Genomic DNA, 14,570 nt, shown 5'->3' on the forward strand with positions numbered 1-14,570 from the left:
TGAGCGTTATGAATTCCTTCAACAAATTTTTAAGCATCGCATTTTTGTTGTGTTTGTCCAGCCTGCTGACTATCGCCGCCGGCCCCGGCCCAAAAACACTGAAAGTGATGACCTATAACATCCATCATGCCAACCCTCCTGCACAACCTGGCGTGATAGACCTGCAAGCCATTGCAGCTGTCATCAATAAGGAAGCGCCTGATCTGGTTGCTTTACAGGAGTTAGACGTATTTACCAAACGCAGTGGCGCGGTAGATCAGGTTAAAAAGCTCGCAGAACTCTGCGGGATGTATTCTTTTTTTTCCAAAGGGATAGATTTTGAGGGTGGTGAATACGGCGTTGCCATCCTTTCCAAATTTAAGATCAACCATACCGAGCGCTTTCCGCTTCCCTTTAAAGAAGGCATCAAAGCAGAGCAACGTTCGCTGGCCATCATCAATGTCAGCCTCCCTGATGGCAGTATGCTGGACTTCGCCTGTACTCACCTCGACTTAAACAATGCGCATCGTTTATTGCAGGTTGCGGAGATCAACCGGATTCTTGGAGAGCGGAAAAACAATGTGATTCTTGGTGGAGATCTCAATCTGGAATCCAATACACCTGCAATGGCGATCCTGGAGCAGCATTTTACCCGCAGCTGCCTTGAAAACTGTGCGCCAACCATTCCTGATGTGAACCCTAATAAGGAGATAGACTTTATACTGCTTAAAAAGGGCAGTGCTTTTAAGGTCATGAAACACCTGGTGATCCGGGACATCCATGCTTCAGACCACCTGCCGCTGGTTGTCACCTATAAAACAAAGTAAGTTCCTTTTAATTCCAGCTCCGGTAATCCGGAGCTGGAATTATCAATATTGTTTAATAATCTACATGATAATCTTTAGGAAATTTCTGACTACTCCATGCTTTCTTTGCGGTCCAATCCGCCTTTTGTGCCGACCAGAACTGGTCTTCAGCAGGTAAACCCAGGGGTAAAAAAGAAAGGGTAGCCATGTACAAACTGCCTGTAGAGGTATAATAATCGGCGATTTCCGGATCATGACCTACGAAACCAAGTAATAACCAGCCGTTTTTATCGAATGTTCCGGGTACATCATACATATTTCTCTTGACTTGTGTAAGGGCAGAACGTACCTGTTCCGGCTTAATCGTGTCCGGAAGTTTTCCGAGCAGCGCCACCTGGCTTAGCGCCTGAAAAGCACCGGTGCGGTAAGTGATAGATCGTCCGATTGGCGGGAATGTGCCTTCCGGAGAGATCATGCGCTCTTGTCCGACTGCATACCTGACCATCCTTGATAAGGCCAGTTCATATTCTTTTTCAGTCACCAGCCCTTTGTCCATCATGATTTTCATCGTGTCTACCATCATCGGGTGGATCACAAATGAGTTATAGTAGTCAAAAGCGAAGTTTGGTCCGTCGCCGTAACAGCCATCGCCTTTGTACCATTCGTTTAGCTTTTCAGGACCTTTCCGTAGTCTTTCTGCATCAGGTTCTTCTCCGATGGAGAGTAAAAAGGCTTCGGTAATGGAGCCAAACAACAGCCAGTTGCTATTGAAAGGTTTCCGGTTTCTTAAGGATTTGAAAGCGGCAATGATGTTTGCTTTGGTGTTTGCATCCAGTGGCTCCCATAGTGCTTTTGGTGCCCTGATGAAGGTCTGAGCGAGATAAGCGGCATCAACAATCGGCTGATGATCGGTTTTAAAGTTTAACTGGTCCGGACTGGATGGTTGGAAACAACGAGTCAGTCCTTGCAGGACATCCTTTCTCATTTTTTCTCTATGACGGCTCTCTTCTGTCTGATCATCAGGGAGGGCCAGCCATGGGGCGATGCCGGCAAAAGTTCTGCCTACTGCTTCCAGATAGGTGACATGGATGGATCGGTTGTCAAACGTAGGCGATTTCTCTACCAGCATGTTCTGTTTTAAGGTGCCATTGGCGAGATTTTCTGTTACCGGATTTGCGATTTTATACAGGAGTTTCCACCAGTATTCGCGGTCGTTTTTAGGTTTGCTCCCGGCAGGAAACACTTGTTTTTCTATTGCTAAAAGTTGGTTGGGTTGTAACGTTCCAGCCATTCCTACCAGTGATACCGCAGCTAAAAATTTCCTTCTTTCCATATCGTTTAATTAAATACCTTAGTTCGAATATAGCAGAGATTCCTTGTTAATTACAGGGTTTAGTTGCGCAAACGTTTGATATTTAATGCCAACAGTGATTTCATGATAAGTTCAAAATCCGGTGCCAGCTATAAATTAAAAAATCAGCAGCAGGTATGCGGAATACCGAGCCGGACCTGGCATTAACAGGAGATCCGGACCAGTCAGAAGTTAATCAAATGAGTACAGTAACGAGCCTGATCAGCAACCAGAAAACCAAAACAGGAAACCAAACCAGGAGTACAAACCAGAAACACAAACCAAAATTATAACCACAAATCAAAACCCAATTCTAATGAAAAAAAGACCTTTTCAATTTATCTCCGCTTTTGGCGCCCTCTTAGTCTTTTGCAATTTCCTAAGCGTAGCAGTCATGGCGCAATCGAACCCAAAAACCCTCAAAGTGATGACTTATAATATTCATCATGGAAATCCACCGGAACGTCCGGGCGTAATTGACCTTCCTGCGATTGCAGCGGTAATTAAGCAGCATACTCCGGATCTCGTGGCCTTACAAGAAATTGATAAGCTAACCAAAAGAACCGGACAGGTAGATCAATTGAAAACACTGGCCGAGCTCACCGGAATGTTTTATTTCTTTTCAAAAGGGATAGATTTTGAAGGTGGCGAATACGGGGTAGGCATACTTTCCAGATATCCGATCAACAGTAGCAACCGCTATCCATTGCCTTCTAAAGCAGGATTAGATGCCGAAGCCCGCAGCCTTGCCGTAGTTCAGGTGACCCTGCCTAATGGTAAGCCTTTAAACTTTGCCAGCACACATCTGGATTTGAATAATGAACATAGAATGCTGCAAGTGAAAGAGATCAACCGCCTTTTAGGTAGCAAAAAGGGAGATGTGATCCTTGCAGGAGATTTAAACCTGACTTCAACCACACCTGCTATGAAAATTCTGGAACAACATTTTACCCGCAGCTGCACCGAAAATTGTGCGCCAACCATTCCTCAGGATGTTCCTACAGAAGAGATCGATTTCATCCTGTTGAAAAAAGGAAGTCGTATGAAGGTGATTTCACATCAGGTATTTCCAAATATTGATGCTTCCGACCACCTTCCTGTGATGGCCATCTATCAGCTTCCTTAATTCGAATCCTTCTACCTTTTTTGATTTTTAAATGCTCCGATCATTTTAACTCAAAAGAGGTAGAAATTTAAAATTCCTGATTTTTAGCGCGTTAAACAAAAACCCGGTAAAAAAATTTGGCAAAACGAAAGAAAAACCTACTTTTGTGGCCTCACCAGGAAATCAAGGGCATTTATTTACTCTTGATCCATAATAAAAGCCTCCTTAGCTCAGCTGGTAGAGCAACTGACTTGTAATCAGTAGGTCATTGGTTCGATCCCGATAGGAGGCTCTTTATTTTCCCTTCCCATATCCATTTCTTATTCTATTCAAATTGACTTTGCTTCATATAGCATTGGTTGTATACTCAACTCTCGCTACGCTGTCGCGACCATCTCATTTTGGATCAATGCCAAATGTTGTGGGGCAGTGAACACCAATAGTTCGTACTAAAAGCAGAACTATTGGTCGCTTTTTTACTGTAGCCTATAAATGAAGAATACAATTAGGACATTCGAAAAGAAATAAATAAATTTAGAAGATGAGAATCAAGCTACTACTAGCTTTCCTATTGGTAACCTTTTCAGGCTTTGCACAGGAGGACTTCACCATAACCGGTCATTGTGATGGTTTTCAAGAGGGCGATAAGATCTTTCTTTCTTACCGTTCGACAAAGGGTGTTGTTCATGATTCGGTAACAGTGCACAACAAATCATTCCAGTTTTCAGGGTCAGTTTCGGGGCCAATAAGAGCAAGCCTCTACCGTAATCAGAATCCAAAATATGCAAATATAATATTCGATGCAGCCACGGTTTATCTGGAAAAAGGCAATATTACACTTCACTCTTCAGATACTCTTCGCCATTCCACAAACGCTGGTACACCACTAAATATGGATTATGATGAACTAAGGGTAGCACTTCGACCTTATTTTGATAAAATGACAACCATGCGTGACCCCTCTGAACTAAGTTTACAGGAGCAAAAAGATAAGGCCCTGGTCGCCCGCTTAAAAAGTATATATCACGCTCATCTTGATTCGATGGTACCGGTCCAGTTTTCATTTGTGGATAAACATCGATCATCCTATGTTAGTCTGGTTACATTAGGCGAGCTGATTCGTGACAGCCGCTGGATTGAAAAGGTTGAAGACAGTTTTAACAAGCTTTCTTCTAAGCTTAAGGCTTCGGTACAGGGCGAAAGCATAAACCAAAAAATCCAGCTCGGAAAAAAAATGAGCGTTGGCAAGCTGGCAAAGGACTTTGCCCAACCTGATGTTAATGGAAACATTGTACGCCTCTCTGATTACCATGGCAAATATGTATTACTAGATTTTTGGGCCTCATGGTGCGGACCATGCCGGGCCGAAAATCCAAATGTACTTTCGGCCTACAACAAGTACAAAAGCCGGGGATTTACAGTATTGAGCGTTTCGATTGATGAGAAAAAAGATAAGGAAAAATGGTTAAAGGCGATTAAAGAGGACGGCTTGATCTGGACACAGCTCTCTGATCTTAAAGGAAATGAAAATCTGGCTTATAAGATTTATGGTATCACAACCATTCCGGCTAATCTGCTGATTTCTCCCAATGGTATAGTGATTGCAAAGGATCTGAAAAGAGAGGCTTTACATTCCACACTTGCCGATATATTCAGGTAGAAAATGATTTAAAAACAAAAAAACTCAAGAATTCCGCTTGATCTAATCTTATGCGATTCAGTTTGTAATTGGCTTTTTAATTTACCAACTACAAACTAAACCACAATGACCAGACCTTAGTCTTTCACAAAGTGTTCTCTTTCTGCTTTAAACTGTTCAATTGGCATGTCATACAACCAGGAATGTCTTTCGTCTTTACGCTCCACAAAGTGGACAAAAGAGATGTCATTTTCCACGATATGGATGTTATCACTAGGCGTCACCACAAGCAACTGTAAATGCAGCTGTCTGCATAAAGTGATCAGGTAACGTGCTTTATCCTCATCCTGGGCCTTAAATGCCTCATCAATGGCGATAAAACGGAAGGAATTGTTTTGCAATCCTTCTTTAGTCAGGCCGAACTGGTAGGCAATGGCAGAACCCAGGATCGTATACGTCAATTGTGCCTTTTCTCCACCGGAAAGCTGGCCCATATTCTCATAAGTCTTGTATTTCTGACCGGTTTCCTTATAAAACTCTTCCGCTTTATAGCTGTACCAGGAACGCACATCCATCACTTTTTTGCGCCATTCTTCTTTCTCTAATTTCTCAATTAATGGCTCTATATTCAGGTCGAAATGACGTTTCTTACCTTCAATCAGGTCGTCACCTTCCTGGCCGTTAGGGATCGCATTATTCAATAAGGTTCTAAAAGTTTTCACATCTTCATAAATCCTGTCCGGTGCAACCAGCTGGATATACGTTTTCGGCGTGCTTTTGAAATCAATCTCGAATAATGCTTCGTTTAAGACCTTTACGTTCTCCTTGATAGATTCCGCCCAGTTCTCAAAGAACATCCTGAAATCACCGATCTTATTGATGATCGTTTCCTGCAGGTAGGCTTCAAACTTCTGCTCATATTTAGGCAGATTGTCTTCCTTAAGCTGTTGCAAGCGCTTTTGATACTCGCTGATGAACTCCAGATTCGTAGAATCCGGCAAGCCATTCACATCAGAACGCCAGTCTTTAAACTTCTGAATCAACTGCTCATTTGGCTGTTTAAAATTGTTGATCTTGATTCTGGCGGCATTTTCTTTCTTATGCTTTTCAGCGCGCAAGTCATTTCCAAGGTTCATATTCTGCTCCCTGAAACTATCCTGCGTTGCCTTAAAGTTCACATGCTGAATGTTCAACAAATGTTCATGTGTCGCTTCAAATTCGGCAACATCCAGCACATGACCATCAAACACCGATAAGGTGTCCTTGTTCAGGGCCAGTTCTTTCTCCAGACTCTGCTTCATCCACTCCGTATCGTGCTTCAGCTTCACGCTACGTTCTTTTTCTTTATCAATCGAGTCTAATTGTCCCTTTACGATTTCCAGTTGCTTTTGCAGCTCCCTGACCTTATCGTTGGTTTTCTCCAGACTTTCTTTTATAGTTTTCTTTTCTTCAATCTCCTGCGCATAAACTGCCCAGTTCAGGTCTTCAAACACCGCATAATCAGAATACAACTGGTAGAATTTCTCTTTCAGCTCCTCCATCTTTTTGATAGATTGGTTGATGAATTCCAGTTGCTGCTGGTTGTCCTTTTGTTGCTCCTGGAAAGCCGTCAGCTCATTTTTCAACAGCGTGATCTTATCCTTATTGTCCCATCCAAGTACAAAATTCTCTCTTCTGGCGATGTGTGGACGGTCGTCTTTTTCATGCTTTCCTTTGACCGCATTGATCAGCCCTTCTTTCGTCAGCGCTTTCTCTTCATAGCGGTTAAATTCTTCCAGACTTTCGGCACAACTGTAATTATACTGACCGGCAATCGCGTCTTCTAACCATTCCGAATACGCGCTGCCTTCCTTAAATTCCAGCTTGTTGACCAGTAAATCCCCATCATGCGACCTCCTCTTCAGGCTGCCCATCGAAGTAAAACCCTTGTATCGCTGATACGTAATCCGCCCTTTCAGGTTGGTCCGGTTCACATAAGCATTGACCTCATTGTAATATTTTTCCGGAACGATCAGCCTTAAAGCGAAATTATGCAACACTTTTTCTATTGCCGGCTCCCAGTCCAGGTCTTCTTCCCTTACGCGAATCAGTTCCCCGATAAATGGCAGTTCATCCTTCGTTGCGCCAACATGTGCCAGGATATCTTCCCTGATGTCTGCTTCTCTTCCGGAGATGTTGTTTTTATTCTTTTGAAGAGAACCAACTACCGCCAACAAGTTATCCACTTCTACCTGCAGCCTGTCGATCTCATTCTTGATCTGTCTTTTCTTTTCTTCTTCCAGTTCGCGCTGCACATCTACTTCCGAGCGTTTTTCCTGCGTCAAAGCCCGCGAATCAGCAAATACATGAGCATCCGGATTTTGAGGAAGCTCCAGCTCTTTCACCAAACGGTTATAGCTTTCTAACTTATGCTGACGGTGATTCCGTAGTTTCTCCGCCTGCTTAATCTCCTCTTCAATCTTTTCAATCTGCTTCCAGACCTCTTCATTTTCAATGGACATGGAAAGTGCTCTTTCCTGTTTCCTTGCGGCCTCATCTTTTTCCTTGAGCAGGATCAGGTCCAGTTTCAGCTGTTGCAGCGTCTCCTTGTTTTTCTCCAGCTTGGCGCTGATCAGCTCTACTCCTTTTCCGGCGAACCAGAAAACAGCAGTATCCTTATCTTTCTGTAAAACCGACAACTTGCTTTCAATTTCCGCCAGCTGCGTCGCCAGATCATTGATTGGTGTCAGCTGTGCAATCTGTTCTTTCGCCTTTTCGATGTTTGTTTTGGCATCCATCAAAGTGATAAAACTTTCTTTCAGCTGGATAAACTCTGCTTCGGCATCCTGATATTCCAGCATATTCATGCGGATAAACTCATCCAGATCTTCCAGCACTTTTACCCCTACTACCTGATTAAACAAGCTCAACGCGTTTACAGAACGCATGCCAAACAAATGCGCCATTCTTTCTGCGTACTTGGTTGGACCGTCCAGAAACTCTACGCGCTTTTTAGAAACCGCATAATTATATATTTTGTCCAGGCGTCTTTTCCAGATCCCTTTACCATCAAACTGGCCAAAGTCTTTTTCAATTTCAAGTGGCACATGGGCAATACCGAAGCTTCTTTTCAGCTCGCCATTGCTAAACCAGCGCACCTGAAACAAGGTGATCACCTGTCCTTCTGTATTTTCAAAGCAGGCCAGTAATACGGAATAAGCGGTATGGTCTCTCAGCTTCTGGGTAGTTGCTTTTAGCTCTCCTTCATTCTGAATATTGCCATAATGGCCATACACATACGTTTCTTCCGTTCTATCTCCCTTTTTTTCTACACCAGAACTCTGGTTGTAAAAACGATCCCCTTTCACAGGAACCAACAAAGTGAGTAAAGCATCAATAAACGTACTTTTACCAGAGGCATTTGCGCCCGTTAGCAGGGAATTGTTTCCTTTAGGCGAAATCTTGAAGATTTCCCCATCAAAAGTTCCCCAATTGTACACTTCCATGTATTGCAAACGGTATCCTGCTTTATCGGAACTCGTGCTAAATAAACTATACATAATCCTCCAGTTTCAGTTTAAAATCTTTTAAAACATCCAGGGTTACTTTCTCCTTGATGATGCGTTGAATCCGGTAAAACGGCTCTGCATCAGCTTCCTGCTGCTCTTTCAAATAACCCAGCTCCACAACCTTGCGGATATAGCTGTCCAGTTCTTTGAGGAATTTCACGCGGTTATATTTTTCGGGCAGGAACAATTCAATCTCTTCACGGATCTCTTTATGGCTGATATATTTCTCATTGCCATCGATTAAGGTTGGGTTGCTATCAAAATCTTCGAGCATCTGGCGTAAGATCACCAGGACGATAGAGGTTTCAAAGCCAATTTGCCGGCGGGAGATGAGTCCCATCGTATTGCCTTCATTGTTTTCGAACTGTTTAAAGAAAGCCAGGCCTTCTTCTTTTTTCAGAATCAGTTCCAGACCAATCACATTTAAATAGTGTTGAATCTCTCGCTGGTAATGAATAATGTCTTCCCAAACGCTCGATTGGGAGTACACCGGGCCTTTCAACAGCCTGATGATCGCCTTGGAATAAGGCTTTATTTTATCTTCAAAATTACTCATTCTTCAATAGGATTACTTCAGGTACGTTTATCGATTTCTGCCCTTGAGCATCAAATAAAATACGCTGTGTGTTTTCTGGGTTGATGGTATGTTTAAATTCTTTGGCGACGGATAGATAGCCAAACAGCTCCGGAAGGCCATCTGCGATACCACCGTCCGCTTCAATAATTTCGAACAGGGAAACGCGGGCTCTCCCTGACAATACCGTTCTGATTTTTTTCCGCAGCACTTCTTTATCGATCTTCGTCTGACCGAATAATTTACCAAGATGGCGCGAACTTAGGATGTCTTTATCGGCAAGCTTAGGCCTTACTTTATAAAGCAACTCTTCCGGTTGTTCCAGCATTAAACGCTGTTCAAAAAACGGATAGATATCCAGGTTTGACTCCAGGACCAATCCAATATCCGGACGGTTTTCCTGTTTGCCCACCTCGATCAACATCGTTTTAATCTCCTGGATGATGTTCTGTGTAACCTGTATTTTGGAACCTTCAGATTCTCTAATGATACGGCCGAGTTTCTCTGCCATCTTATCATTTGCTTTATAGACCTTCTGTCCGGAAGCATGAAGGTATTTCTTCATTCCTTTCAGGAAGAAATCACCCACCACAATACCTCTTTCGTCTAATCTTTCGAATAAAGTGTTGCTCAGTGTGGTCCATTCCTCCTGTAATACCGGATCTAACAAGAAGGACCAAAAGGCATAAAAACTTTTACCCTGCTGACTGTCTTTAATCTGATCTAAAGCATCGAAAGTAAATTCCAGAATATGGTCTTTGGTTAAGCTGCCTTCCGCGTGTTTCTGATAAATCTGTCTGGTGATGTCTTTAAAGTTATCTTCCACCTCTTTAAAGTCCGACAATAGTTCTTTTGCCCCTTGCGTGAGTTGGTTGTATCGTGGAATCACCTCATAGTCCTGGTAAACCTTCACCTTTTTACCTGCTTTCAGTTGTTCGATCTGGCTTTCAATTTCCAGTCGCTTTTCCTCTAAAATGGCCAGGCGATTGTCCCGGTCTCCATTGGTAAACTCCACCAGTTCTTTCAATTGATTGAAAATATCTTTAAACCTGGATTCTGTACCTACAAACTCTTTCTTCTGCAAGCTCATTAACCAGTCGATGGTTTTACTGGAATGCACAGAAATCTCGTAGAATATTTCCCCCTGGTCGTCCTGGTAATTGGTCAGGAAACCACTGTCCGTCCACTTCCTCACATATTTTCTAGCCTTTACCTCGTAAGAGTCAAAGCTTTCAATCTCATTCTCCTCATCTTTATCCACCTGCTTAAGATCCAGAAAATCAGCCAGCAAGGAATGAACATGATCGGAGGAAACGGTTGCTTCCTCATTTATAAAAGTATTGATAAGAAATTCTATCACAATATCCCTGTTCCTCAGCTTCAGCAAATTCACACTTGCTGAGCTATTGAGTACATCAAGAATTTTGGCACTGTCTATCATCGGCATAAGTTAAAAAGACCGCAAAAGTACGCAAAATCCAACCCAAAGGCCCATTTTACCGCGATATTTTCAAGAATTACCAGGTTAGATTCCTGGCTTTCCGGAGCTCAGGAAAGCTCCGGACCAGGACATGAGAAAGAACTGTCTACCAGACAGATTGCAAGAAATTCAGGAGCATAACTGCTGATATTTTTAAAGAACCTAAGCTGATATTTTTTATTATTTACAGGAATCAGGGAATTACCTTGGTAAGTCCGGTCTTTTCATATGATACTGTGTAGCTGAAATCGCGTTCATAAAAGCAACGACCGCTTTGATCTCCCCATTGGTTAATTTCAATGGTTTTAACAAGGGATCTGTTTTCGGAAACAATGGATCAGCTTTAGCTTGTGCTTCCGTTGGATCAATCATGTGCATGCCACTATTGTAAATATTCACAACCCCGGTGATATTGTCAAAAAGACCATTGTGCATCCATGGTCCCGAATGCATCACATCTCTAAGCGAAGGTGTTCTGAATTTCCCTGCATCTTCCGGTTTTCCGGTGATCAGGTGTCTTCCTAAGTCTTCGTATTTGCGTTTATAATAGGTAAGGCCGATGTTATGAAAGGATTCATCCGTCAGGTATTTACCATTGTGACAGTTCATACACCTTGCTTTGGTGCGGAAAAGGTGTAATCCATGCAGTTCCTGATCGTCCAGGGCTTTCGTTTCTCCATCCACAAAACGGTCAAAGCGACTTCTTTTGCTTCTGATCGTTCTTTCAAATTCACCTAAGGATTCCACAATTTGTGGATAAGTGATCTTTTCCTGTCCATAAGCTTTCTTAAACAACTCTCTATAGCCTTTGATTTTCCCTAATTTCTTCGGCAAAGCCTGAGGCTTCATATTCATTTCATGGTGTGCGGTAATCGGACCATCCACCTGGGCTTCCAATGTTGCCGCTCTGCCATCCCAGAACAAGGTTTTACGTTCCGCCACATTGAGTAAGGAAGGCGTGTTTCTATTGCCTTGCAAATGATCATTTCCGAGTGCTACAGCGCGTTTATCAGCCCAGGAGATTTCCGGATCGTGACAACTGCTACAGGAAACCTGATTAGAACCGGAAAGCAGGGGATCGAAGAACAGGATTTGTCCTAGCATCACCTTTGGTTCAGCCATCAGGTCAAAATAAGTACTGTCAATTGCAGGAAGAGAGCTCATTTCCGTCCAGTTTACACCGCTGTCAATCGTAGGTTTTGGCCATTGGCTAACCGGTTTACTGTACTGTGCTCTTAACGTTTCCTGCTCATCTTCTGCATAAAAAGCAGAGCCGATCACGAAGATCAAAAGAAAAGAAAGGATGATAAATATTCTGTTCATTGTCATTTATTAAAAAGTAATCCCTCCTGTAAGCAGGAACTGATTTCCGGTATATTTTGAGTCGAAACTGGTATAACTATAGCTTGATTTCAGCGAGATGCCCATTCCGTTTTTAAGTGGATAATCCCATCTTGCGGACAAATTTAACTGTTGATAATCGGAAATATGGTAGGCATAGTTATTTTCCAGCATGCGGTAAACCGCGCTGGAAGTGTTTAAATCTGACCATGAGCGTGTTGCATTGGTGTTTTTAGAAAGCATTGCACCCACTGAAGCCTGTACTAATGATTTTCCCATCAGACTACTTAATCCAACATTTAAACCACCACTAATGGCGGCAAAATCCATGCTTCTGGCAGGGTCTACATATTCCGTTCTATCTGCCGTATAACCGATATCGGCCAATAGCTGCCATGATACTGCTTTCTCCTTTTGTACATTGTAAATCCCTGTTAACCGGAATTCCGACTGCTCATTCAGATAGTTCTTACTGGAAGCGATCTGTACAATATTGTCTTGTCCACGGTTGTCAAATTTCGCTTCAGTCCCGCTTCTTTGTTCGTTCCCGGCCGCTAGTTTTACACCATACTGTCGTTCCTGATCTCCCAGTAAATAAGCCAGCTCCCCTTTCCAAAGCTTAGATTTAAGCTCCGACATCGGCAAGACCTGCAAAACTATCTGTGTTGTTTTTTCAACAGAGAAATCGCGGTACTCCAAAGTAGAAAACAACCCGATCTTATCTTTTGGGGCCAGCTGAAGCTGGAAACTATATCCTGAACCGGTGTAGTAGTTTTCCAGTTTATTCCCTGCGATCAGCTTGTTATCTGTCCCCAGGCCCGTCATGTGGTAAACCATGGGCGTACCCAGCGGACTATAAAACTTCATGATATTCTCCTGGCTGTATTTTCTGGCAGAAAGGCCCATGGCCAGCTGGTATTTCTGATTTAATGCACGGGAGGCGCCGATTTCGATCTCCAGATCCGACACTATATTTTTAGGTCTCGGATCAATATCTCTGTATTCGAGCAATGCCCGATATTTTCCGGTGATCCCCAGCGTCGTTTTACCGAACAGGATCCCATATCCGCCACTAAAAGAATATTCTTCATAAGCAAGATCGCCACCCACCGTATCTGCCATCACATAAGGCGCAACAATGGCATAATCAGAACTTTCATTCCAGCGCACATTTTTTCTTTTTCCGTTGGAATAAGCCGCCGAACCCCACAGGGCATCCTTGCCTTTATGCTTCAAAAACGCCTCTGTATTGAAGCCAAAGCGTTGCCCACCATTTCCCTGCTGCAATTCATACCTCCCTTGTTTGTTTGCATTATAGCCGGCATTCAATTCTGTTAGCGAAGAATTCCTGGCGTAATATTTCAAGGCAGGATTGCTATAAAAGCCATCGGTAAACTGTGTGACTGGTGCATGGTATTCCCTGACTCTTTTCAGCAGCGCAAGGCTATCCACCATAGTGGTATCACTGGCATGGGAAAAACCGATACCAGCGATCATGATCACTATAAAAACCTTTAATTGCTTCAACATTTTCTTTTATTACTTTAAGGAAGGAATCGCTTCCGCATCAAAATCAAGGCTGGAGTTATTGGTATCTTTCAGGATTACCCTACCTTCAGTCGTTGTAGAAAGTATTTTACGTCTTACACTTTTACCATATCTGGTTTTATCCGAGGCAATTTTACCGCAGAAAGTCCATCCCATATCTAAAGAGGGGTCTGTTACGATCCATTGAAATTCCGACTGGACGCTTAAGTTTACCGCATCGATGATCCAGCTGTTTGGAATTTTATATTCTTCCTGATCCATTGGATAAACCACACCGTTTACCAGCAAGGAATAGCTATAATCATATTTTTGATTGGTCAAAAAGTCGTCAGTACCATCCGGGAAATGAGCCAATACATAACTGGTGAAACCTCTGTCATGGAAAACCATTCTGCTGTATACATTTTCCATATTTTGCACTTGCGGATTGTCGATATCTTCTCTGTTAGGCGTGAAAATCTCGAAATTTGCTTTTGTCAGGTCTACAGAAACCGGGTTAAATTCTTTGTGGTTGATCCCATCATCGGCGATGACAATAGATTTACCCGGCAATACAGGGTGATCTTTTCCGGATCCAGGGATCCTGATTACTGCCCCAACTGCTACTGCCTGCGACATCACATCCGGCGTATAGGCTCTTTTCTGAGTCGTTAAAAAGTCCGACTGTGCAATCACCAAACCATCCGCATACAGCGTTTCTGCGGAATTGTTAAAGATCACAAAGTACTTATCACCAGTATAGGGCTTGTTTTGTGCCGTTTGTGTTCCGGTGAAAAAGATCTCCTGAATCACAAATCCTTTACCTTCCAGCACGGTAAACATGGCTAGATTTTCTTCGTGTTGCGTTCCGGTGAGCACCAATCCTTGTTTCAGGGCGCCTACTTTCCTGCTCCTCGTTTCTCCGTTAAGTTTATATTCGACGGTTCCTTCCAGACTCACATCATAAGAACCTTCGCTCAGGGAGATGTTCATTTTTTGATCCTTTACATTGGTAGATACGGTTTCCTTACCACTATTGATCTCTTTAAAAGTCACTTTCAGCACCGATACTTTTGCATCAGTAAGCTCGGGTGGGTTTGCAAGTGTCAGGGTTAAAGCCACCTGATTCAGCTGCAAAGTGCTATCTTTTTTACAGGCATTGAGCAGTAATAATGCACAAAGGGGGATCCATAAACTACGTAAAGTCATCTTTATCATCT

General features: G+C 43.0%; 11 protein-coding genes and 1 tRNA gene. 5 read left to right on the forward strand and 7 right to left on the reverse strand.

Features of this window, described 5'->3' with window-relative positions:
- The first annotated feature begins 8 nt into the window (after positions 1–8).
- Positions 9–806, forward strand: coding sequence for an endonuclease/exonuclease/phosphatase family protein (locus OQX61_RS18880; protein WP_265843355.1), 798 nt, complete (start codon positions 9–11; stop codon positions 804–806).
- A 52-nt stretch (positions 807–858) separates the two neighbouring features.
- Here OQX61_RS18880 and OQX61_RS18885 read toward each other — a convergent pair whose 3' ends face one another.
- Positions 859–2,118 carry a DUF2264 domain-containing protein gene (locus OQX61_RS18885; RefSeq protein ID WP_265843356.1) on the reverse strand — a complete coding sequence of 420 codons (1,260 nt, stop codon included), beginning with the start codon at positions 2,116–2,118 and terminating at the stop codon, positions 859–861.
- Positions 2,119–2,273: 155 nt separating this feature from the next.
- Between OQX61_RS18885 and OQX61_RS18890 the strand changes: the two genes are divergently transcribed.
- The 4 genes from OQX61_RS18890 (at position 2,274) to OQX61_RS18905 (ending at position 4,901) form a co-directional block, all read left to right on the forward strand.
- The gene (locus OQX61_RS18890; protein ID WP_265843357.1) at positions 2,274–2,429 is read left to right on the forward strand and encodes a hypothetical protein; all 156 of its coding nucleotides are present in this window, start codon (positions 2,274–2,276) and stop codon (positions 2,427–2,429) included.
- A gap of 23 nt (positions 2,430–2,452) precedes the next feature.
- Positions 2,453–3,262 carry an endonuclease/exonuclease/phosphatase family protein gene (locus OQX61_RS18895; protein WP_265843358.1) on the forward strand — a complete coding sequence of 270 codons (810 nt, stop codon included), beginning with the start codon at positions 2,453–2,455 and terminating at the stop codon, positions 3,260–3,262.
- Between the two features lie 198 nt (positions 3,263–3,460).
- Positions 3,461–3,533, forward strand: a tRNA-Thr gene (locus OQX61_RS18900).
- Between the two features lie 249 nt (positions 3,534–3,782).
- A complete protein-coding gene (locus tag OQX61_RS18905; protein WP_265843359.1) occupies positions 3,783–4,901 on the forward strand; it encodes an AhpC/TSA family protein in 1,119 nt (372 codons plus the stop codon).
- A gap of 116 nt (positions 4,902–5,017) precedes the next feature.
- Here the strand turns inward: OQX61_RS18905 and OQX61_RS18910 are convergent, their stop codons facing one another.
- The 6 genes from OQX61_RS18910 to OQX61_RS18935 all read right to left on the reverse strand — a co-directional run bounded on the left by OQX61_RS18910 (position 5,018) and on the right by OQX61_RS18935 (position 14,568).
- Entirely contained in the window at positions 5,018–8,419 is a 3,402-nt protein-coding gene (locus OQX61_RS18910; protein WP_265843360.1) for an SbcC/MukB-like Walker B domain-containing protein, read from the reverse strand.
- The gene (locus OQX61_RS18915; protein WP_265843361.1) at positions 8,412–8,984 is read right to left on the reverse strand and encodes a DUF4194 domain-containing protein; all 573 of its coding nucleotides are present in this window, start codon (positions 8,982–8,984) and stop codon (positions 8,412–8,414) included. Before OQX61_RS18915 ends, OQX61_RS18910 begins: the two co-directional genes overlap by 8 nt.
- Positions 8,977–10,443, reverse strand: coding sequence for a DUF3375 domain-containing protein (locus OQX61_RS18920; protein WP_265843362.1), 1,467 nt, complete (start codon positions 10,441–10,443; stop codon positions 8,977–8,979). Before OQX61_RS18920 ends, OQX61_RS18915 begins: the two co-directional genes overlap by 8 nt.
- A 240-nt stretch (positions 10,444–10,683) precedes the next feature.
- Positions 10,684–11,805, reverse strand: coding sequence for a cytochrome c peroxidase (locus tag OQX61_RS18925; RefSeq protein WP_265843363.1), 1,122 nt, complete (start codon positions 11,803–11,805; stop codon positions 10,684–10,686).
- 9 nt (positions 11,806–11,814) lie between these two features.
- Positions 11,815–13,353 carry a DUF6850 family outer membrane beta-barrel protein gene (locus OQX61_RS18930; RefSeq protein ID WP_265843364.1) on the reverse strand — a complete coding sequence of 513 codons (1,539 nt, stop codon included), beginning with the start codon at positions 13,351–13,353 and terminating at the stop codon, positions 11,815–11,817.
- Positions 13,354–13,362: 9 nt separating this feature from the next.
- Positions 13,363–14,568, reverse strand: coding sequence for a DUF4876 domain-containing protein (locus OQX61_RS18935; protein WP_265843365.1), 1,206 nt, complete (start codon positions 14,566–14,568; stop codon positions 13,363–13,365).
- Positions 14,569–14,570: the final 2 nt, after the last annotated feature.

Origin of the sequence: Pedobacter sp. PLR, assembly GCF_026239675.1 — a bacterium.
Lineage (GTDB): Bacteria > Bacteroidota > Bacteroidia > Sphingobacteriales > Sphingobacteriaceae > Pedobacter.